The 26269-nt window shown below is 61.8% G+C and carries 23 protein-coding genes; 15 read left to right on the plus strand and 8 right to left on the minus strand.

Annotated elements, in window-relative coordinates:
• Positions 1–166 precede the first annotated feature (166 nt).
• On the minus strand, positions 167–1387 hold the full coding sequence (gene dctP / locus ABGM93_RS10855) for a TRAP transporter substrate-binding protein DctP (protein ID WP_321499322.1): 1221 nt from the start codon (positions 1385–1387) through the stop codon (positions 167–169).
• A gap of 490 nt (positions 1388–1877) precedes the next feature.
• Between dctP and ABGM93_RS10860 the strand changes: the two genes are divergently transcribed.
• The 7 genes from ABGM93_RS10860 to ABGM93_RS10890 all read left to right on the plus strand — a co-directional run bounded on the left by ABGM93_RS10860 (position 1878) and on the right by ABGM93_RS10890 (position 8121).
• On the plus strand, positions 1878–2852 hold the full coding sequence (locus ABGM93_RS10860) for a zinc-binding dehydrogenase (protein WP_319772790.1): 975 nt from the start codon (positions 1878–1880) through the stop codon (positions 2850–2852).
• A gap of 164 nt (positions 2853–3016) precedes the next feature.
• Positions 3017–3808: a (Fe-S)-binding protein gene (locus ABGM93_RS10865; protein WP_321499325.1), complete on the plus strand. Its 792-nt coding sequence runs from the start codon at positions 3017–3019 to the stop codon at positions 3806–3808.
• Positions 3805–4335: an O-acetyl-ADP-ribose deacetylase gene (locus tag ABGM93_RS10870; RefSeq protein ID WP_321499327.1), complete on the plus strand. Its 531-nt coding sequence runs from the start codon at positions 3805–3807 to the stop codon at positions 4333–4335. The genes ABGM93_RS10865 and ABGM93_RS10870 overlap by 4 nt, the downstream gene beginning before the upstream one ends.
• A gap of 25 nt (positions 4336–4360) precedes the next feature.
• Positions 4361–5800 carry a LutB/LldF family L-lactate oxidation iron-sulfur protein gene (locus ABGM93_RS10875; protein ID WP_321499329.1) on the plus strand — a complete coding sequence of 480 codons (1440 nt, stop codon included), beginning with the start codon at positions 4361–4363 and terminating at the stop codon, positions 5798–5800.
• The gene (locus ABGM93_RS10880) at positions 5797–6474 is read left to right on the plus strand and encodes a lactate utilization protein (protein ID WP_321499332.1); all 678 of its coding nucleotides are present in this window, start codon (positions 5797–5799) and stop codon (positions 6472–6474) included. The genes ABGM93_RS10875 and ABGM93_RS10880 overlap by 4 nt, the downstream gene beginning before the upstream one ends.
• 584 nt (positions 6475–7058) lie before the next feature.
• Positions 7059–7439 (plus strand): response regulator, encoded by a 381-nt coding sequence (locus ABGM93_RS10885; protein WP_321499334.1) that lies wholly within the window; start codon positions 7059–7061, stop codon positions 7437–7439.
• Between the two features lie 40 nt (positions 7440–7479).
• Complete coding sequence (locus ABGM93_RS10890; RefSeq protein WP_321499336.1) at positions 7480–8121, plus strand: hypothetical protein; 642 nt, start codon at positions 7480–7482, stop codon at positions 8119–8121.
• Positions 8122–8126: 5 nt separating this feature from the next.
• On the opposite strand, the gene ABGM93_RS10895 is transcribed toward ABGM93_RS10890, so the two are convergent.
• Positions 8127–9008 carry a LysR family transcriptional regulator gene (locus ABGM93_RS10895; RefSeq protein WP_321499337.1) on the minus strand — a complete coding sequence of 294 codons (882 nt, stop codon included), beginning with the start codon at positions 9006–9008 and terminating at the stop codon, positions 8127–8129.
• Between ABGM93_RS10895 and ABGM93_RS10900 the strand changes: the two genes are divergently transcribed.
• Positions 9007–9183 (plus strand): hypothetical protein, encoded by a 177-nt coding sequence (locus ABGM93_RS10900; protein WP_321499339.1) that lies wholly within the window; start codon positions 9007–9009, stop codon positions 9181–9183. The genes ABGM93_RS10895 and ABGM93_RS10900 overlap by 2 nt on opposite strands.
• Before the next feature lie 48 nt (positions 9184–9231).
• The gene (locus tag ABGM93_RS10905; RefSeq protein ID WP_321499341.1) at positions 9232–9597 is read left to right on the plus strand and encodes a DUF1127 domain-containing protein; all 366 of its coding nucleotides are present in this window, start codon (positions 9232–9234) and stop codon (positions 9595–9597) included.
• A gap of 224 nt (positions 9598–9821) precedes the next feature.
• On the opposite strand, the gene ABGM93_RS10910 is transcribed toward ABGM93_RS10905, so the two are convergent.
• Positions 9822–10706 carry a LysR substrate-binding domain-containing protein gene (locus ABGM93_RS10910; protein ID WP_321499343.1) on the minus strand — a complete coding sequence of 295 codons (885 nt, stop codon included), beginning with the start codon at positions 10704–10706 and terminating at the stop codon, positions 9822–9824.
• A 171-nt stretch (positions 10707–10877) separates the two neighbouring features.
• Here ABGM93_RS10910 and ABGM93_RS10915 point away from each other — a divergent pair, with 171 nt between their 5' ends.
• Positions 10878–11267 carry a DUF1127 domain-containing protein gene (locus ABGM93_RS10915; protein WP_321499345.1) on the plus strand — a complete coding sequence of 130 codons (390 nt, stop codon included), beginning with the start codon at positions 10878–10880 and terminating at the stop codon, positions 11265–11267.
• A gap of 121 nt (positions 11268–11388) precedes the next feature.
• Here ABGM93_RS10915 and ABGM93_RS10920 read toward each other — a convergent pair whose 3' ends face one another.
• The gene (locus ABGM93_RS10920) at positions 11389–12297 is read right to left on the minus strand and encodes a DUF937 domain-containing protein (RefSeq protein ID WP_321499347.1); all 909 of its coding nucleotides are present in this window, start codon (positions 12295–12297) and stop codon (positions 11389–11391) included.
• Positions 12298–12665: 368 nt separating this feature from the next.
• On the opposite strand from ABGM93_RS10920, the gene ABGM93_RS10925 reads away from it, so the two are divergent.
• Complete coding sequence (locus tag ABGM93_RS10925; protein WP_321499349.1) at positions 12666–15467, plus strand: EAL domain-containing protein; 2802 nt, start codon at positions 12666–12668, stop codon at positions 15465–15467.
• Between the two features lie 39 nt (positions 15468–15506).
• Here ABGM93_RS10925 and ABGM93_RS10930 read toward each other — a convergent pair whose 3' ends face one another.
• On the minus strand, positions 15507–16880 hold the full coding sequence (locus tag ABGM93_RS10930) for a glutamate--cysteine ligase (RefSeq protein ID WP_321499351.1): 1374 nt from the start codon (positions 16878–16880) through the stop codon (positions 15507–15509).
• A gap of 235 nt (positions 16881–17115) precedes the next feature.
• Complete coding sequence (locus tag ABGM93_RS10935) at positions 17116–17844, minus strand: 16S rRNA (uracil(1498)-N(3))-methyltransferase (protein ID WP_321499353.1); 729 nt, start codon at positions 17842–17844, stop codon at positions 17116–17118.
• A gap of 172 nt (positions 17845–18016) precedes the next feature.
• Here ABGM93_RS10935 and ABGM93_RS10940 point away from each other — a divergent pair, with 172 nt between their 5' ends.
• Positions 18017–18853, plus strand: coding sequence for a hypothetical protein (locus ABGM93_RS10940; protein ID WP_321499355.1), 837 nt, complete (start codon positions 18017–18019; stop codon positions 18851–18853).
• Between the two features lie 6 nt (positions 18854–18859).
• Here the strand turns inward: ABGM93_RS10940 and ABGM93_RS10945 are convergent, their stop codons facing one another.
• Complete coding sequence (locus ABGM93_RS10945) at positions 18860–20899, minus strand: cytochrome c3 family protein (RefSeq protein WP_321499357.1); 2040 nt, start codon at positions 20897–20899, stop codon at positions 18860–18862.
• Positions 20900–21007: 108 nt separating this feature from the next.
• Positions 21008–22162 carry an acyl-CoA dehydrogenase family protein gene (locus ABGM93_RS10950; protein WP_321499359.1) on the minus strand — a complete coding sequence of 385 codons (1155 nt, stop codon included), beginning with the start codon at positions 22160–22162 and terminating at the stop codon, positions 21008–21010.
• Between the two features lie 508 nt (positions 22163–22670).
• Here ABGM93_RS10950 and ABGM93_RS10955 point away from each other — a divergent pair.
• From ABGM93_RS10955 to ABGM93_RS10965, 3 genes are all read left to right on the plus strand, one after another.
• Positions 22671–23687 carry a C4-dicarboxylate TRAP transporter substrate-binding protein gene (locus ABGM93_RS10955; protein WP_321499361.1) on the plus strand — a complete coding sequence of 339 codons (1017 nt, stop codon included), beginning with the start codon at positions 22671–22673 and terminating at the stop codon, positions 23685–23687.
• 394 nt (positions 23688–24081) lie between these two features.
• Positions 24082–24726, plus strand: coding sequence for a TRAP transporter small permease (locus ABGM93_RS10960; protein WP_321499363.1), 645 nt, complete (start codon positions 24082–24084; stop codon positions 24724–24726).
• Complete coding sequence (locus tag ABGM93_RS10965; protein WP_321499365.1) at positions 24723–26111, plus strand: TRAP transporter large permease; 1389 nt, start codon at positions 24723–24725, stop codon at positions 26109–26111. The genes ABGM93_RS10960 and ABGM93_RS10965 overlap by 4 nt, the downstream gene beginning before the upstream one ends.
• Positions 26112–26269 lie beyond the last annotated feature (158 nt).

The raw sequence follows: 26269 nt of genomic DNA on the forward strand, positions 1-26269 counted from the left end.
GGGCGGCGACGCGGCCTTGCGTTGCGATTGAAATGTCGATTGCGGATGACGGCCATCGAAGCGACGCCCGCGGGGCGAAACCGCCGCGCGGGCGAACAAAGGGCCTCCGCGTGCCGGGCGGTCGCGCGAAACGTGCCGCCGAGACGTCGCGGAGGTCGCTTTCCGCTCAGAGATCCAGTTCCATGCCTTCCACGATATCGGGCGTCACATAGCCGAGTGAGCCGGACATCATGTAATCGAGCTGGGTCTTGAAGATGCGGGCCGAAGGCTTGTCGCGGTTGGCGTATTTGTACCAGATCGGCACCGCCACCTCGGTCATCAGGGCAACATCGTCCTGCGTCAGGCGTGTCACCTCGGTGCCATCGGCCTCGAACTTCTTCCAGGCTTCCTGATTGGCCTTCTGGATCTTGGCATGATGCTCCAGGGAATAGGAGCGGGTCTCCAGTTCCACGAACTGCTTCATCTGCTGCGAGAGCGCGTTCCACGCATTCATGCCGACGGTGATGTCCATGATATCGACCGGCTGGTAAAGCGACATGAAGCCCGGGGGCCCCATGGAGATGTACTTGGTGACCTGTGAAAAGCCGAGGGCGTAGTTGACCGCCGGGCCGGTATAGTCGGCCACATCAATGGTGCCCTTTTCCAGCGCGGGAAAGATCTCCGAGCCGGGCAGAACCGTGGTCTTGGCACCCAGCCCCTGGAAGACCTCGGCCACCATGCCGCCTGGAAGCCGCATCTTGCGCCCACGGAAGTCGTCCACCGAGCGGATCGGCACCTTGGAGTGGATGATGTTGGCATCGTGATGGACGGGGCCAACGAAATACATGCCCTGCGCCGCATAGAGCTCACGCGCCATCTCTAGCCCGCCGAGACCGTAATAGAAGGTGTCGAATTCGTGCGGGTTCCTGAGGCCCAGCGGATAGGACGTCAGGAAGACACCGGCCGGGATGATGCCCTGCACATAGATGGTGAAGGGGTTCACCGCCTCCAGAACACCATTCTTCACCGCGTCGAAAAGCTGGAAATCGCCCACCACATCGTTTGCCCCGAAGGGCTGGAAGGCCAGCTCACCGCCGGTCTTTTCCTCGATGGTGGCGCACCAGTCCTTGAAGATCTGAAGCCCGACGCCACCCGGCCAGGATGTCTGGATCTTCCAGGTGGTGCCTGCGGCCTTCGCCGTGCCGACATAGGGCGCGCCAAGCGAAGCGGCCCCTGCCAGACCACCCACGATGCCGCCAGCGGCGAGAACGGAGTTCTTCAGAAATTGGCGCCGTGCCGTGACGACGCCTTCAACCGCCTCGCGAAACGGCGTCGTGCGGTCGGCGGCCTCCGGGTGCGCAGCTTGTCTTCGGGCGTCGTGGATATCCGGACCCTTGATGTTGGACATGACTTGTTTTCCTCCCTTGGCAAGCCAGGCCCGTCGCGGGCCCAACCTTGCGACACTCGCACCCCATACGAGAGTTCCGCGCTTCCAACGCGTATTTTTCCAGTTCACGACAAGATGCGAGCTCGCTTCAGTGTATCCCGTCACCCCCTCCAATCAACCACACTGAAGCTCTTTTATTGCTTCCCTTGCGTCCTTGCTGAATTAACACCTTTTCTCCTGAAGCACATAATCGCCCAAAGGGCCCGTTAGTATATTTCTATACATGAAATACAGACCGTTCCACTGCCCACTTTGTCGGCATAGTGTGCACGAACTGCAAGGCTGCCATATCCCCTCGCAAGCAAGCGGCGGACGCTTTTCGCGCCCTGCCGTCCGCGATGTCACCCGACAAGACGGGGCTCGACGGCGCTGGCGTGACGCGCAATAAAGAACCAAAAGGTCCCGACATTACTGAACGGGATCTCCCACCGGAATTTTGAGAGGCATCTAGATGCGCAGCGCCATTCACAAGACATTTGGCAACCCGGCCGAGGTCCTGATCGTCGAAGACCGCCCGTTGCCCGAACCCGGACCCGGCGAGATTCGCGTGAAGATGCGCCTCGCCTCCATCCACAATCACGACCTGCTGACGGTGTCCGGCGACTACGGCTACAAGCCGCCGCTTCCCGCGGTCGCCGGTTCGGAAGCGACCGGCATCATCGACAAACTGGGCGAAGGCGTGGAAGGCCTCAAGGTCGGCCAGCGGGTGGCAGCCACCGGGAGGGGAACCTGGGCGGAGTATTTCATCGCCAAGGCGTCCGGCGCGGTGCTTTTGCCCGACGCGGTGGACGACGAGACCGCTGCCCAGCTCGTCTCCATGCCGATGAGCGCGATGTTCCTGCTTGATTTCGTCCACGCCCACCCGGGCGACTGGATCGTGCAGAACGCAGCAACCGGCGCGGTCGCGAAGGTACTGGCGACAGTTGCAAAGACGCGCGGTATCAACGTGATCAACCTGGTGCGCCGCGACGAGGCAGTCGCAGAACTGGCCGCGCTGGGCATTGGCAACGCCGTTTCAACAAGCGCGGCCAACTGGAAGGAGCAGGTGGAGGCCATTACCGAAGGCGCTCCGATCAAGGCGGCGATCGACGGTGTGGGCGGTCCGCAGGCGGCAGATCTTTGCGCCATTTGCGGCACCGGGGCGACCATCGTTTCCTTCGGGCTGATGTCGGGCAAGCCGATGGAGATCCCCTCCGGGCAGCTCATCTTCCGCGGCATCGAGGTGAAGGGCTTCTGGCTTGCGAAGCTTCTGCCGGAAGCGCCCAAACCGAAAGTGGCGGCACTGATGGGCGAACTGGTCGGGCTGATCGCGTCGGGCAAGCTGTCGCTTCAGGTCGATGCAATCCACGATCTGGCCGATGTCGCGAAGGCGGCAGGAGCCGCCATGCAGGGGCAGCGTATCGGCAAGGTGCTCATCAGGGGATAAACCCGCCAGGGGCATCACCCGGTTCCGGGTCGCGCGCCTGTGGTCTCATTTGGTCACAGGCGCATTGACCGGCCATTCGCGCACTTCTACTGTGCTTGCAAGAAGATATGCGCGACCGACTGAAGTCGCGCACTGCAATACCCCTATCAGGAAATGCCCAATCCATGTCCGATACTCCCCGGGTCGCCCTGTTCGTTACCTGTCTGGCGGATCTTTTCCGCCCCTCCGTCGGGTTTGCTGCGGTAAAGCTTCTGGAGGAAGCCGGCTGTGCCGTAGAGGTGCCGCGCGCCCAGACATGCTGCGGACAGCCCGCCTACAATTCGGGCGACAAGGCGGATGCACGCGGCATCGCCGAAGTGACGATCCGCGCCTTTGAGGGATATGACTACGTGGTGGCCCCGTCGGGCTCCTGTGCGGCGATGGTAAAGAAGCACTATCCGGCGCTCTTCGCGGACGATCCGGTCTGGGGGCCGCGTGCTCAGGAGCTGAGCGCGCGCACCTTCGAACTTGTCAGCTTCCTCACAGACGTCCGCGGCATGAAGAAGGTTGAGGCGAGCTTTGACGGCACCGTCACCTATCACGACAGCTGCTCGGGCCTGCGCGAGCTTGGTATCGCCGCTCAGCCACGCGCCCTTCTTGCCTCCATGGACGGGCTTGAGCTTAAGGAAATGTCAGATTCCGATGTCTGCTGCGGGTTCGGCGGCACGTTTGCCGTCAAATACGCCGACATCTCCAACAAGATGGTTTCCAAGAAGACCGCCAACGTCGCCTCTGCGGAAGCTGACGTTCTTCTGGCGGGAGACCTCGGCTGCCTGATGAACATGGCAGGCAAGCTGAAACGTCAGGGGTCCAAAACGCAAGTTCGGCACGTGGCCGAAGTGCTTGCTGGCATGACGGACCAGCCGCCCATCGGGGAAGGCAAGGGCAAGAAGCCCCGAAACGGGCCGAAGGGATGAAGACGCTCACCCGTCGCGCGGGCTCTACGGAATTGGTGAGTGTTGTCGCCGACATCACGACGCTTGAGGTCGGGGCCATCGTCAATGCAGCAAACGAGACGCTTCTGGGAGGCGGCGGCGTGGACGGGGCCATCCACAGGGCAGCGGGACCAGAGCTTCTGGTGGAATGCCGGGAACTTGGCGGCTGCGCGCCGGGCGACGCCAGGATTACGGCGGGATACAGGCTGCCTGCACCTTGCGTGATCCACACGGTGGGTCCGCGCTGGGCCGGGGGCGCGCAGGGCGAGGATGACGTTCTGGCGAGCTGCTATGCCCGCGCGCTGGAACTGGCCGCAGAGGCGGAGGTTTCAACCGTCGCCTTTCCGGCGATTTCGACGGGAGTTTTCGGCTTTCCGGCCGCGCGCGCAGCGAAGGTGGCGCTGGCGGCGGTTCTGGAAAGCCCGCATCTGGACGCGCTGGAGCAGGTCACCTTCTGCTGTTTCGACCGGGCTTCGCTTGTCCACTACGAGGCGGCCTTCGCCGCATGAATTCACGGGCTGATGGGAGACGGCCATGCGGATGCAATCACCGCGCTTCAAGCAGAACGCCCGCGAGGCGCTCGACGACGCACAGCTTCAGCGCGCGCTTTCCAACGTGGAGCACGGGTTTATCGGCAAGCGTCAGATAGCTGCCGACGCTCTGCCCGAATTCGAGGCGCTGCGCGACAACGCCAAGGCGATCAAGGACCACACCCTCGCCCATCTCGATCTCTATCTGGAGGCCTACGAGGAGAAGGTCATTGCGTCAGGGGGGCATGTTCACTGGGCGCAGACGGCGGAAGATGCCCGCGCCATCATTCTCGATATATGCCGCAAGGCGAACGCGAAGACCGTCACCAAGGGCAAGTCCATTGTCTCGGAGGAAATCGGGCTCAACGAGCACCTCACCGAGAACGGCATTCAACCGGTGGAGACGGATCTTGGCGAGTACATCATCCAGCTTCGCGGCGAGCCGCCTTCCCACATCATCGCGCCTGCGGTGCATGTGAACAAATCGGAAGTCGAGGCAGAGTTCCGCCGCGCCCACACCCATCTTGATCCAAACCGCAATCTGGAAGAGCCGACGACGCTTCTGAACGAGGCGCGCGCGATCCTCCGACAGAAGTATTTCGATGCGGAGGTGGGCATCACGGGAGCGAATTTCCTCATCGCCGAAACCGGCTCCTCCGTGATTGTGACCAACGAAGGCAATGGCGATCTCACCCAGACGCTCGCCCGCGTTCATATCGTGCTGGCCACGCTTGAAAAGATCACGCCGACGCTTGAGGACGTCTCTCAGATCCTGCGCGTTCTGGCGCGGTCCGCGACGGGCCAGGACAGCTCCGTCTACACAACCTTTTCAACCGGCCCCCGACGCCCGGAAGACCCGGATGGGCCGGAGGAATACCACGTCGTCCTGCTCGACAACGGGCGCTCCGCCATGCTGGGCAGCGAATACCAGGAGATGCTGCGCTGCATCCGTTGCGGTGCCTGCATGAACCATTGCCCGGTCTATCACGCCATTGGCGGGCACGCCTATGGCTGGGTCTATCCCGGCCCCATGGGCGCCGTGCTTACCCCTTCGCTTACCTCCATCGACGAGGCGGGGAACCTGCCCAACGCGTCCACGTTCTGCGGGCGGTGCGAGAGCGTGTGCCCGATGCGCATCCCCTTGCCGAAAATGATGCGGCACTGGCGCGAGCGCGAATTTGAACGCCACCTCCAGCCCTCTTCCGCCCGTTTCGGTCTTGGTGCATGGGCCTTTCTGGCAAGGCGACCGGCGCTTTACCGGGCCCTCTTCGGCATGGCCGTTCGCACACTCGGCGCGATGGCGGGCAAAAAGGGACGTTTCGCATCTCTTCCCTTTGCGGGCGGCTGGACGACATACCGGGATCTCCCGGCCCCGGAAGGCCGTACTTTCCAGCAACTGTGGGCCAGCAGAGGTGGGCAGGACGGACGAAAGGATGCAGCATGAGCGGGCGCGCTGAAATACTGGCCGGACTGAAGAAATCTCTTGCCTCCACGGGAGAAGCAGAAACCGCCCGCAAGGACGCGGTCGCGGCACGGCTGAAGGATGCGCCCACGGGCATTATCCCTGCCCGGGGCCAGTTGCCGGCGGACGAGCTTGTCGCGCTTTTCACCCGAATGGCGGAAAGCGTCCAGACAAGTGTGGAACGGGTAACGACCGGTGACGAAGCGCCCGCCGCCATCGCCCGCCTTCTGGCGCGTCGTAACCTGCCTGCCGTGGTACGTATCGGGGAAGACCAGGACCTGGCCGCAATGCCGTGGCAAGCGTATCCCGCTCTGGAGGTCCGTCACGGCCCTTCCGACGGCAAGGATGCTGTGGCCGTGTCTCACGCAATCGGCGCGATTGCGGAAACCGGCACACTCGTCCTGACCTCGGGCACGGACAATCCGACCACGCTCAACTTCCTGCCTGAATTGCACATCATCGTGCTGTCGCAAAAGGACATTCACGGCGACATGGAAACGATCTGGCGCGGCTTGCGAGAGACCTACGGCAAGGCCGAAATGCCGCGAGTTGTGAATATGGTAACCGGTCCCTCGCGGTCAGCGGATATCGAGCAGACGCTCATTCTCGGCGCCCACGGGCCGCGCGCCTTGCATGTGATCATCGTCGAAGGCTAACCCTGCGGCGCGGGCAAGCAATCGCCACCCCTTCCATTCACAAGCGCCTTGAACCCGCAAACCTCGATGCGCGCTACGTTTTTGACAATTGTGAAACGCACAATGGCCTTATTGCGTATACGGCATTATACTTAATTTCTTTTCGGAAGACGCAGGCACGGAATTTGTAACAACCCACGATATACTCGTTTGCATACGAACAATGTGACTCGAAACAGGTCGTTTTGTATTAACTCTATTTCTTTTTTTTCTGAGGGCTGGACTTTCCGAAGCAAGCCGAATAACGAACCCTCGGTTTGCTGTTGAGTTTCCGGCGTTCATCTGCTTTGCCGACTGGTATTCAGCTGGGGCTCGAATGGCACAGACAACCACTAATCCTTGTTTCTACCCCGTCGGGCCTCCATGAGGAGGACCAAGGACCACTGCGTCATGCGCGCGGAAATGCGCGGCGCAGGAACGATCTGTAACCATTGGTCACGCAGGCTTTGTTCTTCGCCTGAAAGCAGGAAGAACCAGGACCACGGCAAACTGGCAGGCCATGGCTCGCGACGACGGCAACACTTTGGCGGATATCTAGAGACAAAATGAACAGCCCGGTACCGGACAGACGCCTGCTTCTGGTCGATGACGAAGTCGAATTCGGCGAGATCATTGAGCGGATAGCCTTGAAACTCGGTTTTTCCGTCTGCAAGACGACGCAGCCGAGCGCGTTTCAGCGCCAATATGACACCTGCAATCCCACCCATATCGTGCTCGACATGATCATGCCAGAAATGGACGGGATTGAGCTTCTGGAATGGCTTGCCCAGCGCGGATGCAAGGCCAAGATCATCGTGATCTCCGGCTACAATTCCCAATATGGAAACACCGCTCGCACCGCCGCCGCCAGCAACGGGTTGAATGTCGTCGCCACCCTTTCCAAACCCTTTAGCGTTTCCGCCGTTCGCTCCATTCTGAGCCTCTGAACAAGGGGCGGATGGAGCCGCCCTTGCCGAAAGGCGCGCCATGGCCCTGCAAAACCGCGTGACCCCCGAAGGCGACATCATCGCCACGCATCATCGCGGCCTCTTCATGGGAAATCGTGGAGGGCGCATTCACGATCCCGAAACGCGCACACTGACAAAGCGCCGCTTCGTGACCCGGCGCTGGATTTGCTGCGCAACCTGTTTCAGGAACCGTCGGCGGGTCGTCATGGGCAAGGGGTATACCGAGCTCTTCTTTCTGGATGAGCCGACCGCCCTTGCCGCGGGGCACCGGCCGTGCTTCGAATGCCGACGCCCTGCAGCGACGCATTTCCAGCGGTGCTGGCAGCTTTCAAAGGCATGGCCTGAGAAGCCGCGAGCGGACGAAATGGACGAGATCCTGCACGACGAAAGGCTCGCCCCGCCCACCGTCATGCCCCTCAGCTGCCTTCCCGACGGAACTGCCCTGCTCCTGCCCGGAAGCGATGGCGCGCGCTCAAAAGGCCGACTGTCCGACCGCATCGCGCTAATTCGTGCAGGACATCTCCTGCCGTGGCGCGCTGAAGGGTATGGTCGGGCTCTTCCCCTGCCTTCGGACCAGCCCGTCACCGTGCTGACGCCTCCATCCATTCTTGGAGCTCTGCAACAGGGTTACCGACCACATTGGCATCCCAGCGCCGGATAAGCCGCCTATTCCGCGGCTGCGCGCATGGGCAGGTTGCCGATGGCGGCGGCGATGTGGTCGTGGAGCGCATCATGGGTGGCATCGACGGCGTTGGGCGCACGAATGAGGGCGATGTTGGCGGGCGGCAGGTCCGGAAACCCGTCGCGCGCGTCGAGAATGCGCAGTCCCGGCCGCAGAGCGCTTTCCGGCACCACCGCAATGGCAAGACCAGCTGCCACGGCGCTGGTGATCGCGGCGGCTGAGCCGCTCGTATAGGCCACCCGGCAAGAACGCCCGACACGGCTCAGCGTATTGATCGCAAGCGAGCGCCAGGCGCAGGTTTCGTGCCCGAGCGCAAGGCGAACCGTTTCCTCATCGTGAATGCAACGACTTTCCGGCCCCACCCAGTACAGCCGCTCGCGGCGCACGATATCTCCGAAGCCATTCAGATCCCCGCAGGAGGTGACGATGCCCAGGTCCAGTTCGTCGCGGCGCACCTTTTCCGACACCCCGATGGAGCCCGTGCATTCCACCACCACTTCCACGGTGGGATTGATGCAGGCAAAGCCCGCCAACACCTGAGGCAACAACCGTTCCGCATAGTCGTCCGGAAGCCCCAGCCTCACCCGTCCCAGCAGTTCCGGTTCCGCAAAGGCCGTCAGGGTCTCGTCATTCAGCCGGATCATGCGCCGCGCGTAGTCCTGCAGGCGATAGCCGGAATCCGTCAGCCGTGACTGGCGACCGTCACGGGTGAAAAGAGCCTGCCCGACCCGCTCCTCAAGCCGTCGCATCTGCATGGAAACAGCCGATTGGGTCCTGTTGACCGCATCCGCAGCACGGGTGAACGAGCCGAGTTCGGCGATCGCGATAAAGGTTCGAAGCTGATCAATATCAAGGCCGTAGCTCATGAATTCACTCTCCAGGCAGGTCGCTGAGATCGTCGAGAACAGCAATCCATCATCAATATCGATGAATAATGATAAAAAACATTCGTTGGATCAATCGATTTCTGACGGGCATCTTACCGAGCGTCAGACGACAACACCGATGCAACGCCCCTTGCCGGGACGCGAAACACAATGACTAACGGACACGGAAAAGCCGCCGTGCGCCGAACGATGGAGTATTGCCATGACGCTGATCTTCAACCAACAGAGCAACCAGGCCTGCAACGGCACAGGACGGAGCGGATCATTTGGTGCCGCCGTCGGGAGGGCTGCCCTTTTCGCGCTGCGCGGCGGCGCGTTCCTCATTGGGCGGATCATACAGGCCTATGCGTCGCGCAGGGAGCTTAACCGCCTGCTCGCCAACGATGACCGCATGTTGCGCGACATCGGCATTACCCGTACCGACATCCACGCAGCCCTCGGCACGTCCTCCGTGCAGGACCCGTCGCTGGTGCTGGCAAATCTGGCCTATGAACGCCGCGATGCGGATTTGCTGACACGTCAGGAACGTCGGGAACGTCGGGAAAGATCACGAAGGGATATGACATGAGGCCACAACCTGAATGGTTCCGGGAAGCGCCGAAACATCCGTGCCCGATGCCGGACACGCTGACCATGCTGGGTCTGAGACGCGACTTCAGCGCCATTGCCATCCTTGTCTGCCGCCTGCGACGGCAGTTCTGCGGAAGACCATAGCGGCTCAGCTCGCATACCTCACGAGAGCCTGATCCCCGGCGTCCCAAGCGTCGGGGATTCTCGTTTGAGCGGGATATTCTATTCAGCTGCCGCGGGCACGGACAGGTTGTCGAGCGATGACGTGATATGTTCCGAAAGCGCATCGATCAGGCGCGAGCTTTTGTGCCAGGATCGCAACAGCGCGATTTCGCACATCGGCAGAACCGGAAAGCCGTCGCGTTCCGACAAGACCCGCATGCCAGGGCGAAGGGCTGATTCCGGAAGGACGGATACCGCGAGCCCCGCCGTAACCGCCGCCCCCACCCCCACAGACGACCAGCTGGAATAGAGCACGCGATAGTCGCGCCCCATCCCTTCCAGCCCGGCAATTGCGTTTTTTCGCCAGTCACAGGTGCGCCGTCCCAAGGCCAGCGGCACCGGCATTTCCTCATGCACACAGTGGCGCGCAGAGGTCACCCACAACAACGGCTCCCGCCGGACCACTTCCTCGCCATGCTTGCCTCCTGCAAGCAACTGGCTGATGATCGCGATATCCAGCCGATTGGCCTTCATGTCCTGCACCAGCAGGGGTGTCGGCGCGCATGTCACCTCGATTTCCGCGCGCGGATTGGAGCGTGCGAACCGCGCCATGATTTCCGGCAGGAAGCGCTCGGCATAATCGTCCGGCGTTCCCAGGCGCACATGCCCGGCAAGCTCTCTCTCGTCGAAAGCCGATAAGGTCTCATCGTTCAACCTCTTCATGCGCCGGGCATATTGCAACAGCCGCTCGCCGTCTTCCGTGAGCCGTGACGACCGCCCTTCGCGCAAAAACAACGGTCGCCCGATCCTCTCCTCAAGACGACGCATCTGCATGGAAACCGCCGATTGGGTCTTGTTCACGACGCCTGCGGCCTGCGTGAAGCTGCCCGCCTCGGCGATGGCAAGGAAGGTGCGGAGCTGATCCAGGTCGAGCATGGGCAACATGGCGTCTCATCACTTTTTGTGATCGGTCTGATGAAAAACATTCGTTGGATTTATTGTAGAATACAAGCGAGATTTCTCTTGCAGCAAGGAGATTTGACGTCCCCGGATGAGCCGGGAACGCAAGGCTACGACCGCGCGCCGGAGGGCCGCGGCCGATGAAGGACCATTGCCATGTTTACGAAGCCCTCGATCAGCCCCGTTGGACTTGCAGCCCTTGCGGCGCGGGCCGCGCGCGCACTGTTTTCAGGGGCTTCCAGCTATAATCGCCGCAGGCGGGGCCGGATCGCGGCACAGCAGCTTCTCGGCTGGAGCGATCACATGCTGAATGATATCGGCCTGAACAGGGCGGATGTTCGAAGTGCATTGCGCGATCACCGAAAGACAGAAGCTTCCTCCCGCCTCACGGTTCTTGCCGTAGAACGCCACGGGCTCGCCCTGCGCAACGCGCGTGAGCAGTTTGATCGTGCAAGCACGGATGATGCGAACAATTCAGGCAATGCGGCCAGCGTCGTGGATGCAGCGAACAGAAACGCGGACCGCATCAAAAGGCGCGCAGCCTGATCCGATCATTAAATCCTTTTGCCCGGCAGTCAGCCCCCGCTGACACCGCAACTGGCCCGCCACTTCTCAACAGTGGCGGGCATTTTTGTGCCCGCCTGCCAGCAGCAGTCTTTCGACACGCCTATCCCGGCTGTTCGCCAGGCACCAGCGTTTCGAAAAGTTGTTCGAAAACGCGGATCTGGTTTTCTTGAACCGAGCGCCCGGCAGCCAGGATACCTTCAAGGAAGTGTGCTTGGTCGCCACCGGCAGAACGCTTCGTGGCCGCATCCTGTCCCGTCCCCTCCGCTCCCGTCGTTTCGCTCGGGTCAGCCTCCTCAACCTCCTCGCCATCCGGCGCATCGCTCTCATCCTCATAAAAGGATGACTGCTTTTCCGCCGCTTCCGGCGCTCCTGCGCGCATGAAGCCGGTAAAGAAGGCCGACATGGCTTCCGCAAACGGCGCCATCAGATCGGCCGGTGTCGGTTGCGGTGCAGGCCTGCCACGGGCGAAACCCGCCATAAAGGCGTCGAGAAGGTCGCGCGCCGGACCGACGGCGAAATTGCGCGCGATCTGCCCCATCATCAGGGTCGCTGCCACCGGCATCAGCGCGTTCAGCGCATCCGGGCGAATGCCCGTGGTCGCCGCAACCTGATCGAGAACGGCCCGGCGGATGGCGTCATTGGGGAATATCCGGGCAAGAAAAGCCCCCACCGGCCCATAGACGGGAGCGGCTTGCGCATTGCCCCAGTCGAATGACGCCCAATCGAAAGCCCCCCAATCAACTTTCGTCATGTCTCCGGGCGCCCAGGCCCCAAAGGCCTGCCAGGGATTGGCCGGTTTGGATCGCGAAGACTGAAAAGCGGGCGGCGTGAATGCGCGCATCACCGCTTCAAGTCCATCTGGAGACCCGGCATTGCGCCGCAAACCGGCCCAAAAGGCTGGCATCAGGGCTTCCGTCGCCCGTCGTGCCTCGTCCTCATCCAGGCCGAAATGCTTCTGCGTTTGCGCCATCAGCGCAAAGGGATCGAGCGGAAAATAACTCTCGGTCATGTGAGCCCCAAAAGTGGTCAATGGCTCTCGCCTGAATGAGCTCCGACACCCGCCAGCAGGCGTTCTTGCCGGGTCGACGGATCAACCGTCACGGTGCATGATCCGGTGCATTCGTCGTAAGGTCAATGACTTGTCGAAGAGAGGCTGGTTTTCAGCCACCACAGGGCCGGCTGCACTCAACGCTTCGGCACCTTGACGAGAGGTAAATTGACACCGCATTTCCGGATCGGAATATCGATATTTTTTACCATAACCTGAAGTTCTGATTATGCTCTCGCATACGAACCCTCCCCTTCCCTAACGCTAGTAACCATTCTTTCGCAGACTTCTGCGCCTAATGACATGCGTAAAACACGGAAGTTCGCCGCATGTCGATACGTCACCGTCTGAACATCATCGTCGTCACCTTGTTCTCCGCGCTTGTCGTTGCGCTCGTGGTTCTGGAGATCGAAACCTGGCGTGAACTGGACGGCACGACGAAAAGCACCGAACAACTGATCCGTTTATCCAAGATATGGGACGTCGCCCAACAGGCGGCCCGCAATCCGGACGATGCAACCCCTGTGCGATCGCGCGCCCGCATGCGCCTGACGACGCTGGAATCCGCGGGTACGCGCTCCGGCGAACTGACCGAGGCCCTGCGACGGCTTTCAACTGTCCAAAGCAGCACGGCTGCATTGCGGCAGATCAGGACAGATCTCCCCCATATCACTGCTGGAATGGGCGCCCAAGGCTCCAGCGGCGGCGTGGATACGCGCTTGGCGCATCTCGTCGCGATCCAGATCCCCGAAATGCTGATGCGGCTTGCCCAGTTGCGCGCCGATGTTCATGCGATCCGCGCAAAAGCGGCGCTGACCGCCGATGACCGGATGCTCTTTCTGGTCAATGCAGGACAGTTCAAGGCCTCGGCCGACACAATCGATGTCGTGTTCGACATCCCGTCCCAATCGAGCCAGACCATCACCTCACGCTCCGACGAGAAAGCCTTTTCCGAAGCAAACTGGGCCTTCCAGAAGGCTGCCGCGAGCATGGCGGAGCGGATCAATGTGTCGGTGGCAGACACGCCGTTCCTTGCCATTGACACGCAACCACTTGATGAGGCTTACACGCATCTGGTGGAAACCGCATTGGCGCTGCACCACAAGACGCTGGCTGAGCTCATTGTACGCGCCGACGGCGAATTGGCGGACAAGCGCCGGACACTCCTGGTCGTGACCGCGCTGGTCGTGCTGTCCACGCTCCTGGCAATTTCCTTCGCCTTGTCGCTCAGCCGGTCGATTGTAAATGCCCTGGCCGCACTGGAGAGCAGAATACGCGCCATCGGTGATGACGAGGCGCTTGATAAGGAAGACGCGACGGTCGGGGAAGAGGAAACCTATGAGGAACTCACCCGCATAAGGCAGGCCGTCCTCCATTGCCGGGACCGGGTTGCGGAACGGGTCGCGGAAGCCGAGCAGGACGAAATGCGACGCGATCTTGAGCTCATCTTCGAGAGCAATCCGCTGCCTCTCTTCGTACAGGATCCGAACACCAGGATGATCCTCAAGTGCAACAGCACGGCCATGGAGCATTACGGATACACTAATGAAGAGTTCAGGCAGCTGCACCTTCACGATCTCGTCGCCCCTTGCCCGGGGGGGGATGTAGAGACTGGCAGCCAGCGCTCGGTCGTGCGCCATAGCAAAGCAAATGGCGAGGTCATCGAGGTTCTGCCCTTCGAACGCGACATCCGCTTCGAGGGCAAGCGCATGATCCTGACCTCCATCGTCGACATCACGGCGCGCCGGCAGGCGGAAGCCCAGCTGGCCTTTCTTGCCCATTTCGATCCGCTGACCCATCTGGCGAACCGCGTTCTGATGCAGCGAAGCCTGATCGAGGAAATCCATCGCGCGCGGAAGGCAGGCAATTATGCCTTCTCACTGCTCTGCCTCGATCTCGATCGGTTCAAGATGGTGAACGACACGCTGGGCCATGATGCGGGTGACAGTGTGCTGAGGATCGTGGCGGACCGTCTGGCGGCGCTTGCGGGAGCCGACGACATGGTCGCCCGGCTGGGCGGCGACGAATTCGCCGTTCTTGTGCGTGGCCCGGATGGCCCGTCGCGTGCTCAGGCGATGGCGGAGCGGATGCGCGATGCACTTGGCGAGACTTGCTCGGTCGACGGGGCGCGGCTGGCCATGGGAGGCTCGGTGGGCGTGGGCCATTATCCGGCTCATGGCGAAGACGCCAGTACGCTGATGAAACATACGGATCTCGCGCTCCATCAGGCGAAGGTCGACGGGCGCGGGCTGGTGCGGATCTTCGAACCCTATATGGATGAGGCGTTGCGCCGCCGTCAGACATTGGAGGCGGACCTGCGCGAGGCGCTCGAACAGGACCGCTTCGAAATCCATTATCAGCCGCTTATCGAGATGGAGACCCAGACAGTTTCCGGCTTCGAGGCGCTGTTACGCTGGAACGACCCGGTGCGCGGGCGTGTCCCTCCGGCAGAGTTCATTCCAATCGCAGAAGAAGTCGGCCTGATCGACAAGATCGGCACATGGGTGCTGAACACGGCTTGCCGCGAGGTGGCGGACTGGCCCAACAGGGTCAAGATCGCGGTGAATGTCTCCTCCTACCAGTTCAGGTCGGGCAATCTGGTCGATCGCGTTCGCGAAGCGCTCGATGCTTCGGGGCTGGAACCGGATCGCCTCGAACTGGAAATCACCGAAAGCGTGTTGTTGGCCGACAGTGCGGCAACGATCGAGACCCTGCACGAGATCCGCGCCCTCGGCGTACGCATTGCCATGGACGATTTCGGAACCGGCTATTCCTCGCTCAGCTACCTGCGTTCGTTCCCCTTCGACAAGGTCAAGATCGACCGTTCCTTCGTCAGTGACCTTGGAAACAAGGCGGAGGCCAACGCCATTGTGCGCGCCATTGCCGGCCTGTCCAAGGAATTGGGCATGACGACCACGGCCGAAGGCATCGAGACGGAAGAGCAGTATCGCCATATCCGCGAACATGGCTGTTCGCAGGCGCAAGGGTTCCTCACCGGCCGCCCGTTGCCCGCCGTCCAGGCGCGCGCCTATGCATCCGGCCAGGCGGAGATGCTGCGTGACGTTCTGGAACGCATGCGTGAGAAAAGCCGCGACGCCAAGCCGAAACTGGTCAGCTGCGCCGCAAGCTAGGCGGCGCTGTCGCCGGGTTCCAGGCGGGAGAGGAAGGTCCTAATAGGCGTACTCCGTATAGGCGTGCGTGAGGTCGCCCTTCCATTCGCCCTCATATTTCATGAGCATCTGCTCTGCGGGCGTCAGGCCGCTGGCAACTGTTTCCTTGACCGGTTCAAGGAAGGTGCGCTCATCGACGCCCCCTTCGTTCATGCGAGCGCGGCGTTTAAGACCCTCGCTCGACAGCGCAACCGCCTCGCGCGCAAGATCGAGAACGGTGCGATTGCGGAACTTCGTCTTGAGCGCGGTACGCGGGACCTCCGTGCGCAGGGCGGCGCGCTCCTCTTCGGTCCAGTCCTGCACCATTTCCCAAGCCTGCTCAAGAATACCGTCGTCGTAAAGCAGACCGACCCAGAAGGCAGGAAGCGCGCAAATCCGCCGCCACGGACCGGCATCGGCTCCGCGCATCTCGATGTAGCGCTTCAGGCGCACATCCGGGAACAGCGTGGAAAGATGGTTGTTCCAGTCGCCCATGGTCGGTTCGGCATCCGGAATGACGTCCTTCAAGGCGCCGTTCATGAAGTCGCGGAAGGTGGTGCCGGTGACATCGTGATACCGATCGCCACGCTTGACGAAATACATCGGTACGTCGAGGCCCCACTCCACGTAGGCGCGGAAGCTGAAATCGTCCTTGAAGGCGATCGGCAGCGAACTTACGCGGTCATTGTCGGTATCGAGCCAGATATGGGCGCGGTTGGACAAGAAGCCATTGGGTTTGCCTTCCACGAAGGGCGAATTCGCGAATATGGCCGTGGCAATGGGCTGGAGAGCGAGGCCGACGCGCATCTTGCGCACCATGTCGGCCTCATCGCGGAAGTCGAGGTTCACCTGCACCGTGGAGGTGCGGTACATCATATCGAGCCCACGGGTGCCCACCTTGGGCATGTAGGCAGTCATGATGTCATAGCGTGATTTGGGCATGCGGGGCATGTCCGCGCGGCTCCATGTGGGCGTCATGCCGAGACCCAGAAAGCCGACGCCCATCGGCTCCGCAACCTGACGGACCTGCGCCAGATGGGCGTTGGTCTCGCGGCAGGTTTGGTGGATGTTGTCCAGCGGCCCCCCGGAAAGCTCGAACTGTCCGCCCGGCTCGATCGAGATGGCCCCGCCTCCGACAGGATCGGCAAGCCCGATGATGTTGCCCGCGTCCTCAATGCGTTCCCAGCCCAGGAGCCCTTCCATGCCTTCCAGCACGGCCTTCACACCATGCAGACCCTCATAGGGGATCGGCTTGAGGTCTCTGGTGCAAAAACCGAACTTCTCGTGCTCGGTGCCAATGCGAAATTGATCCGGGGTCTTGCAGCCTTCGGCCAGGGTATCCACGAGATCGGAAGTGCTTCCGATCGGCGTCGAATCGACGGTATCGCGAGCCATGCGTAATTCCTTGGGCGGGCCGGTGCAGGGCAATCCCTCCCGACGCGCCGTGCGATTTCGTGATGCGTTCGCCCGCGTTGCCCGGCCCAGACGGGCAGTCTTGCAGCGCAGGTCGCCTGCGTTTGTTGGAAACTCACATAGCGCCGCAACGCGGCGAATGCCAGTCGCCATTTGGTGCGAGACACCTCCCGCAAGGTTCTTCCGTACGCGCAGGCAAGACATGGCTGGCGGCTTGTCAGCGCCAGTCGCCCAGCTTCGCCTGCATGATCGCCAGGGCGGCAACAGCGGCCGTATCTGCACGCAGGACCCGCGGCCCCAGAGGCATGGGCGTGACGTAATCCTGCCTGCGCAACAAATCCCGTTCCTCTTCCGCAAAACCGCCTTCCGGGCCGATCAGCACCGCCAGAGGGCCAGGTCCAAGGCCGGTGAGCGCGTCAAGCGGGTTCTGGCTCTCCTCTCCCTCGTCGCAGAAGACGAGGCGGCGGCCAGGATCCGTTTGCTGCCAGCCGGAGACAAGACGGTCAAGTGTTACCGGCTCACGGACGTCCGGCACGGCGATGACGCCGCATTGCTCGCAGGCTTCGATCACGTTTGCGCGAGCCCGATCCAGATTGATCCGCCCCGACTGGGTGAACCGCGTCATGACTGGCAGCAGCGCCCCCGCCCCCATCTCTGTTGCCTTCTGGACCATGTAGTCGAGCCGCGCGTGTTTCAGCGGAGCAAAGCAATAGACCAGATCCGGCAATGGGGTCTGCGCACGCGTCTGCTCGCGAGGCGTCAACAGGCAGGCCTTGCGTCCGCTTTGCGCGATCTCGGCGCGCCATTCGCCGTCGCGTCCGTTGAAGACGAGAACACCCGCACCATCCTTCAGACGCATCACATTCAGGAGATAGTTAGACTGTGCCCGATCGAGCTCGATCGCGCTGCTCTCAGCGAGATCGGCCTGATGGTAGAGACGGGGCATTCGGAAATCATATCGAGGCATGGCGCGGACGGTAGGCGGCTCGGGTTTTCTTGGCAACGGGCATTGCGTAATACCCCCCTGTTAAGGTTTCATTAAACCTCGTACAAATGACGATGCATTCTGACAAGATGGGACATCTGCGCTTGTCGGGAGCGAAAACACGGGAGGTGAGGTGCTCCGAAGGACGGTGTTGGCGCGTCTTGCGGCAAGGCCTCTGGCCATGGCCGCCTTGGTAATATGCGTGGCAGGCCCTGCCTTGCTGCAGGGGGGGACCGTCAACGCGGCGGAAAAACGCCCCTACGCCGACCACCGCCCCCGGTTTGAAATCGGCATCGGCTATGCGCATCGCCCCGGCGCCATTCATTCGGCTCCCGAAGTCTCCATACCCTTTCGCCGGGAGAGTTTCTTCTCCGATTCGGTCGATCTGGTCTTTGAGGGGTGGGCCGGGTATTCGCGCCACACCGGCCTAGATGCCTTCGGCCTGCAGATCGCACCGGGCTTTTCCTACTGGCTCGACAGCACGACCCGGATCACACCACAAGTCCGGCTCGGCTTCGACTATCTGACCGACCTCACCGCCTTTCAGGCAAGCGGCAAGACCGTGCTGATTGCCGGTGCGGATGTCCGCGCGGAACAGTTCGCCTCGCTCCACCCTGATCGGCCTTATGAACGGCAGGATTTCCTAATTCCGGGCCTGAAACTCGGCGGGCTTTCGCGGATCGACCCGACGGGTTCCGACTATTCCTATTTGATGGCAGGCGCATCCCTGGCCTATGAGCGCGGCATCCCTCTTGCCGATGACGCCCCCTTTCATTTCCGCGCCAAGCTGATGGCGGAGAGTGAGATGCAAATGAACACAGAGGGGACCCTCGACATCTACACGACGGGGCTTCTTGAGTTGCGTGCGGTCAGGCCCGACGGCCGCCTGATCGCCAAGGGTGAAATCGGGGTGACGAGCGACTTCGGCGATTACAACAGGATCAGCGTCACGTTTGCACGTGGCTTCTGACCAGCTCTATTGCACATCGCCTTCCCCGTCCGGCGCACCTTTGGCATCGGCCGTGCCGGCATCGTAAAGCGCGGCTTCTTCGTTGCGGCCGAGTTTCTTCAGCGCCCTTACCAGCCCCGTTCGAGCGCGCGCGGCGTCGGGCTCGATAATGAGCGCCTGTCTGAATACTTCCGCCGCGGCCAGCCAGTTTCCGCGTTCCATCTCCAGCTCGCCGATCAGCCGGTGCGCGGTCCACATGTTGAAGCGGGCAGCGATCGCCTTGCGCGCCATGGCGATCGCGTCGTCTGCGCGGCCCTGATCGCGGTACATGACGGCAAGCTGGTAATGGGCCAGCGGAAGATCCGCACGCCCGGCCACCAGCGCCTCCATGCGCTTGAGCCCCAGCGCCTGGCTGCCCGTCGCATAAAGGGCCACCGCCTCCATGGCCCTGATGCCCGGGTGCTTCGGCGCACGCAGGATGGCTTGCGCAACGGGCTCAAGAGCCCCTGCGAAATCGCGGCGCTTCATGTGACTGTCGGCTAGCACATACCAGGGCTCGAAATAGCGCATTGGAGCGGCATCCAGCACAGCGGCCAGCGCATCGGCGGCGTATCCGGCCTTTCCAGCGGTGTATTGCAGCACACCCATGGCCCGTGCCATCAGCGCCTCTTCTTCCGAAAGCCCTGCGTGGGCGCGCAGCATCTCGATGCCCGCCACCTCATTGACCCGCTTTTCGAGGGGCGCGGTCAGATCGCCGGGACCTGGATCGCGGGTGATCCGGTGATCGGTCATGGTGACCTCGATGACATCCTGTGTGCGGCGCTGCGGCATGTGGCAGACGGTGCAATCCGCTCCCTCGTCTATCCCCGGATGCGTGGAGACCTTCCCGGCGGGCGCGGTTGTCGGCAACGGCAAGCCTGCCGCGTCGGTTGTGTGGCAGGTGAGGCAGGCGGCGCGGTAATGGGCGGGCCTTTCTTCCGGTGTGCGCTTCACATGCGGGTCATGACAGGTCAGGCAGCCAAGCTCTCCCTTGCTTTCGATGAAGCAGACGCTCTGTTCCAGACGGTAGGGATGGTGGTTGATCTCGAAACGCTCCGCGCGTGGCATGCCGGGATCGGTCATGTCGAGCTGGATACGCAAGTCATCAAGAAGCTCGCCGGGGCGGAAGGAATAGGCGTTGCGCCCGAACCGGCGGATACCCGTCACCGCCAAGGTCGGCTGCATATGACACCCGTAGCAGATGGAATAGAGCCGATCCTTCGGCAGACTTGCAGGGTTCACGATGGCCGCGCGCACGCTCGGCTCATCCTCCCCCGCCATGGCCTTGCCCGCATGGGCCGCGCCCGGTCCATGACAACGCTGACAGCCAATTCCCTGCGGCAGATCCTTCGGGAAAACCTCCGGCATGCCATGAGCATCCGATCCTTCGGCGACCTGCGGATAGGCGTTGTGGCAGAACATGCAGTTGCGGCGGACCTGCCGCCCCACGCCCAGATGGAGCGCGAATTCGAAGCCCGGCGCCATGCCCCAGCGCCCGCCTTCTTGCGTGTACCAGGCGAGCGGCAGCTGGTAGAGCCCGCCGTCCTCTGTCTGGTAGATATAGATGCGCGCGTGATTGCCGGAGCCGAGAATCCAGTCGACCTTGCGCTCAAAAACAAGGATCCGGCGGCCGTCAGAGGCGAGCTTGTAGCGGCGGAAGAGGTAGGCTCCGTCCTGCAACGCCATTTCGTAATGACGATCGGACGGCACGTGATAAAAGCCTTTCGAGAAATCCTCTATGACGGGCCGGGAGAGCGGGCGATAGAAGCTGCGGCTCATGGCAACATGGGAAAAGCTCTCCGCCTTTTCCTCATGACAGAGCGCACAAGTCGCATCCGGCACATATCCTGCTGCCGCTCCAGTGGTGACCGGAACATCGAATTCCGCCAGGGCTTCGCTGGCTGAAAGCGTTTTGTTGGCGGCGTCAAGAGCGGCGACAGGATCGTCGGCGGCCTGCGCCATTCCCCCCATGAGAACGGGTAGCAGCAGGAGCGCTGCAAGGGCGGATCGGCACAGGACAAGTCGCATCGAACGGCCCTCCCCCTCAAGATCGACCACTGCGTTTGAGAGGGAAGCCTAGGGGAAGGGTCCCCTTGCGGCAACGTCCGGTTTCAGGCCGCCACACTCTTCAACAGCTCAGATCGCTTTCATCACCTCACGCGCGATGATCAGGCGCTGGATCTCGCTGGTGCCCTCGTAGATTGTGGTGATACGGGCATCCCTGGCGTAGCGCTCAAGCGCATAGTCCTGGATGTAGCCCGCTCCGCCATGAAGCTGAAGCGCGGTGTAGGTTGCCTTTTGTGCAGCTTCGCTGGCAAAGAGCTTCGCCATGGAGGCCTCGCGGGCGAAGGGCTTTTTCTGCTCTTTCAGCCAGGCGGCCTGAAGGACGAGCAGGCGAGCCGCTTCAAGCTCGGTCTCCCGGTCGGCGATCATCCACTGGATGCCCTGCATGTCGGCGATCGCCTTGCCGAACTGACGGCGCTCCTTAACATAGGCCTTGGCCTCATCCATCGCGGCGCGCGCAACACCCAGCGCCAGCGAGGCAATGCCGATGCGCCCGCCCGCAAGCTCGCCCACTGCCACGCGGAAGCCATCGTTCTCCTTGCCCATCAAGGCCGAACCCGGCACCCGGCAATTCTCGAAAAGCACCTCGTTGGTGGCCGAGCCCGTCTGACCCATTTTCTTTTCCGCCTTGCCGATGACAAGCCCGGGGGTGCCCGCCTCGACAAGGAAACAGGAGATGCCCTTGCCGGGCCTTGCATCCGGATCCGTCACCGCCCAGACGACGAAAACGCCCGCATAGTCGCCGGAGGTAATGTAGAGCTTGGAGCCGTCGATGATCCAGTCATCGCCGTCCTTGCGCGCGCGGGTCCGCATGGAGGCAGGATCTGATCCGGCCCCGGTTTCCGTCAGGCAAAAACCGCCTGCCGCATAGCCCCCACCGGTCAGGCGCGGCAGGTAGGTTTCCTTCTGCGCTTCGCTTCCCACCGCTTCGATCACCTCGCCCACCATGTTGGTGACCGAGGTGGTGACCGCCGTGGACGCGCAGGCGCGCGCGAGCGCCTCCACCGTCAGCGCGAAAGCGACGGACCCCGCTTCCGTTCCGCCATATTGCGCGGAAATGCTCAATCCCATGAAGCCGTTTTCGGCCAGGACCTTCAGATTGGCGAGGAACGCGTCGCGCCCCTCGCCCCGATCAAGCCGTTCTGCCAGCGGGGCAAGGCGATCCTGCGCCAACCGGGTTGCGGTTTCGGCAATCATCTGCTGCTCGTCGGTGAGCGCAAAATCCATGGGCGACATCCTCCTCAGGCATTCCTCCGCGGAGCCGACGCTTATCCGGTATCGGTCCCGTCTCCTTTCGCGCACAAGACCACATTCCGTTCAGGCAGAGAAGCCATCTGAGGTCCTTTCCTCGCTCTGACGCATGCCCGGCAGAGATTGCGGGACGCACCGCGCGCGCTCTACGGCGCCCAAGGCAATGCCGCGCGAACTCCCCCTCATGGAGGCCCCGTGCCGGTGGGGCAGGACCGCGTCGTGAACATATTTTTCATGATAATTATCAAGTTAATTATCATGAAAAACTCTGTTCAAATAACAATTTGGCCCGACATTCCGCGGCATTCGGATCGTCACAACCGGCTTTTTGGGAATTTAGGGATGGAATTCATTTTGTTTTTGTCGCAATAGCCTTGCAGCATGATAGAAATGCTCTTTCATCTTGAGCTGACGTTCGGGCGACCGGGAACGACGGCAAAGCAATTGGGAGGCCGGTCGCAGCTGTGATCTGGGAGGACACCTGATGATCAAAGCCCACAAGCTGGCGCTTGCCGCCACTCTGGGAGCCATGACCTTCGGCATCGCCGGAGAGGCCCTTGCCGCAGACGTCACGTGGAATGTCTCGTTGTGGGGCAACCGCCGGGCCTTCACCGAACATGTGGAGTACCTGGCCGAACGGGTGGCCAAGGAATCCAATGGCCGTTTCGAAATCAAGCTCGGCTATGGCGCCTCTCTTTCCAAGGCGCGCGAGAATCTCGATGGCATCGCGATCGGCGCCTTCGAAATGGCGCAGATCTGCGCATCCTACCACGCAGACAAGAACCCAAGCCTGACCGTTCTGGAACTGCCGTTCCTCGGCGTGAAGGATCTGGAGACCGAGGCCAAGCTCTCGTTCAAGCTCTACGAGCACCCGGCGGTCAAGAAGGATCTGGCGCGCTGGAACGCGCAGGCCCTGATGCCCTCGCCCATGCCGCAGTATAACTTCCTCGGCAAGGGCGACGCACCGACCTCACTCAAGGATTTCGACGGCATGCGTGTGCGTGCGCTGGGCGGTATCGGCGAGCTGATGCGTGCCATCGGCGCGGTCCCGACTTCTGTCACCGCTTCGGAAACCTATCAGGCCATTGAGTCCGGCACCGTGCGCGCCGCCTCTTTTGCGCCTCATGCCCATCTTTCCTTCAAGACCGTGGAAGTTGGGGACTGGTGGATCAACAACATGAACCCCGGCACCGTTCAGTGCCCGGTGATCATGAACACCGACGCCTATGCCGCGCTGCCCGACGACCTGAAGAAGATCCTCGATGACGCTGTCCAGCCGGCCGTGGATCACTACCTGGCCACCTACGCCAAGGTCTATGATCGCTGGTGGCCGACGCTGAAGGAGCAGGAGATCGAACAGGTCGAACTGCCCGCAAGCGAACTGGAAGCACTGCGCAAGAAGGCCGAGCCGATCTGGGAAGCCTGGGTCGAGAAGGTCAACGCCCAGGGCATTCCCGGCCAGGAACTGCTCGACATGGTGCAGGGCGAGATCGCCGGCTAAGTCGCGTTGAAATGAGCGGAGCCAGCATCTCAATTGTTGGCCCCGCGCATTCCGCTACAGGACGGGTCCTTTTCCCGTCAGGCATGCTTTCGAGTTGCCTTTTTGCCCTGCAGTGACGGGCGAAAGGCTAGCGCGATCCGGCGTCCGCTGCGCCGTAGCCCCCTTCCCTCCGCCCATTTGTGTGACGCGTCCAGGGACGCGCGGACGATGGTGTGAGAACGGGTTCGAAAACAGCACAAGCAGACTGCAAAACACTGAGAGATGCGGCCAACGCATCCCTCCAGATCCGTAAAGTCCGGTGCACCGGGAGCCTGCTGCTCCCGGCTGACAAACCGGACAGGAAAACAGGCAACTCTTCGGGCACACATCCAGCATGACATCACCAGACAAGCCGATGAGAGACGCGAATGCGTCGCAAGAGGCTCCCGTCTACAGCGTGCTTTCCGGCTCGCTCGGGAAAATCGAAAACGTTTTCAATCTGATCGCCGCCAGTTCCATCATGATCCTGATGCTGCTGGCTGTCGTGCAGATCTTCGCGCGTACACTTTTCAACCAACCGGTGCCGGGCTTCATCGACATCACAGAACAGGCGATGGCGGTTTTCACCTTTCTTGGCATCGCCTATTGCCAGCGCGTGGGCGGCCACATCCGCATGGAAATGCTGCTGGGGGTCTTGAGCGGACGGGCCCTGTGGATCGCCGAATTCATCGGTGTCCTGGTCATTCTCACCGTAGTCGTGGCGCTGACCTACGGTTCCTGGTTCCACTTCGACCGCGCCTGGTCGATCGGCGACAGCACGATCGATATCGGTTTGCCGACATGGCCCTCCAAGCTTGTGGTGCCGGTGGCGCTGACATTGCTGGCGCTCCGGCTCATTCTCCAGCTCGTCGGCTATGCCCGCCTGATCGCGGATCCCTCCAGCGCACCCATCGACGTGCCTGTGGTGGAAGACGTCACCGAGCACGCGCGTCACGAGATCGAGGATACGCTGGGTGATGAGGAAACTGAAACGTTGCGCGACGGGGGGGCTGCACGATGACGCCGTTCGAAGTTGGACTGATCATGACCGGCCTCCTGCTGGTCCTCGTGGTAATTGGCGTACGCGTTGCCTTCGCCGCAGCCTTTGTGGGCGTCACCGGCCTCATCATCATCTTTTCCATGCGCATGGGATTTGAGCGGGGCGTCATCACCGCGTTGAAGATGGCGGGAACCGTTCCGCATTCCAAATCCGTCACCTACTCGCTGTCCGTTCTGCCGACCTTCATTCTCATCGGCTTCCTGGCCTTCTATGCAGGTCTGACGCGCCAGCTCTTTGAAGCTTCCAAGCGCTGGCTTGGATGGCTGCCGGGCGGCATGGCGGTGGGCACCATTTTCGCAACCGCCGGGTTTGCAGCCGTTTCCGGCGCCAGCGTCGCCACAGCCGCCGTTTTTGCCCGCGTCGCCATTCCGGAAATGCTGGCGGTGGGCTATTCCAAGCGCCTGTCCGCCGCCGTTGTGGCCGCAGGCGGAACGCTCGCCTCGCTCATCCCGCCGTCGGCCATCCTGGTCATCTACGCCATTCTGGTGGAGCAGTCGGTCGGCAAGCTCCTGATCGCGGGCTTCGTACCCGGCATCTACTCCGCCTTCATCTATGTCGCGATCATCGTCGGCATGGCGGCATGGCGCGGAGATGCACCGCCGATCCGTGGCTTCACATGGGGCGAACGCTTCGCCTCCATTCCCGGCACCCTGCCGATCATTGCCGTGGTGCTGATCATCTTCATCAGCCTGTTCGGCGTGGAAATCGGCGACTTCAACTTCTCCGCGACGCCCACGGAAGCCGGATCGCTCGGTGCTTTCGTCGTGCTGGTGACAGCCATCTGGAAAGGCATGCGCCTGAAGCAGCTCGGTCAGGCCCTGCATGAGACGGCAAAACTGGCGGTCATGATCTTCACGCTGATCTGGGGCGTTCTCTGCTACGTGCGCTTTCTGGGCTTTGCCGGGCTGCCTGATGCCTTCCGCGACTTCATCGTCACACTGCCGCATGATCCGATGCTGACGCTGGTGCTGATCCTGTGCGCCTACGCGGTGTTGGGCATGTTCATCGACGCCATCGGCATGCTGATCCTGACGCTGCCGGTCGTCTATCCGGCGGTGATCGCGCTCAATGGCGGTGAGTTCGTCTCCGCTGCCGACAGCGCCTTCGGCATGTCGGGTGAGGCCTGCGCGATCTGGTTCGGCATCCTGGTCGTGAAAATGGCGGAGCTCTGTCTCATCACGCCACCCATCGGGCTCAACTGCTTCGTGGTTTCCGGTGTAAGGCCGGACATCCCGGTGCAGGAAGTGTTCCGTGGCTGCATCCCGTTCTTCATCGCGGACATCGTGACGATAGCGGGCCTGCTGGCCTTCCCGGCCATCGTGACCTGGCTGCCATCGATGATGTGACGAACAGGAGAATGGGCCCGCAAGGGCCCATTCTTTTATGCGGGACGGTCGGGACGGTTCGTTTCCGCGTTCACGGAGCGGGCCCATCCTTCGAGACGCCGTCTTGCGACGGCTCCTCAGGATGACGTTGTGGGTGGGGCGAACCTCTCCAGGATATC

It is taken from the genome of Breoghania sp., assembly GCF_963674635.1.
Lineage (GTDB): Bacteria > Pseudomonadota > Alphaproteobacteria > Rhizobiales > Stappiaceae > Breoghania.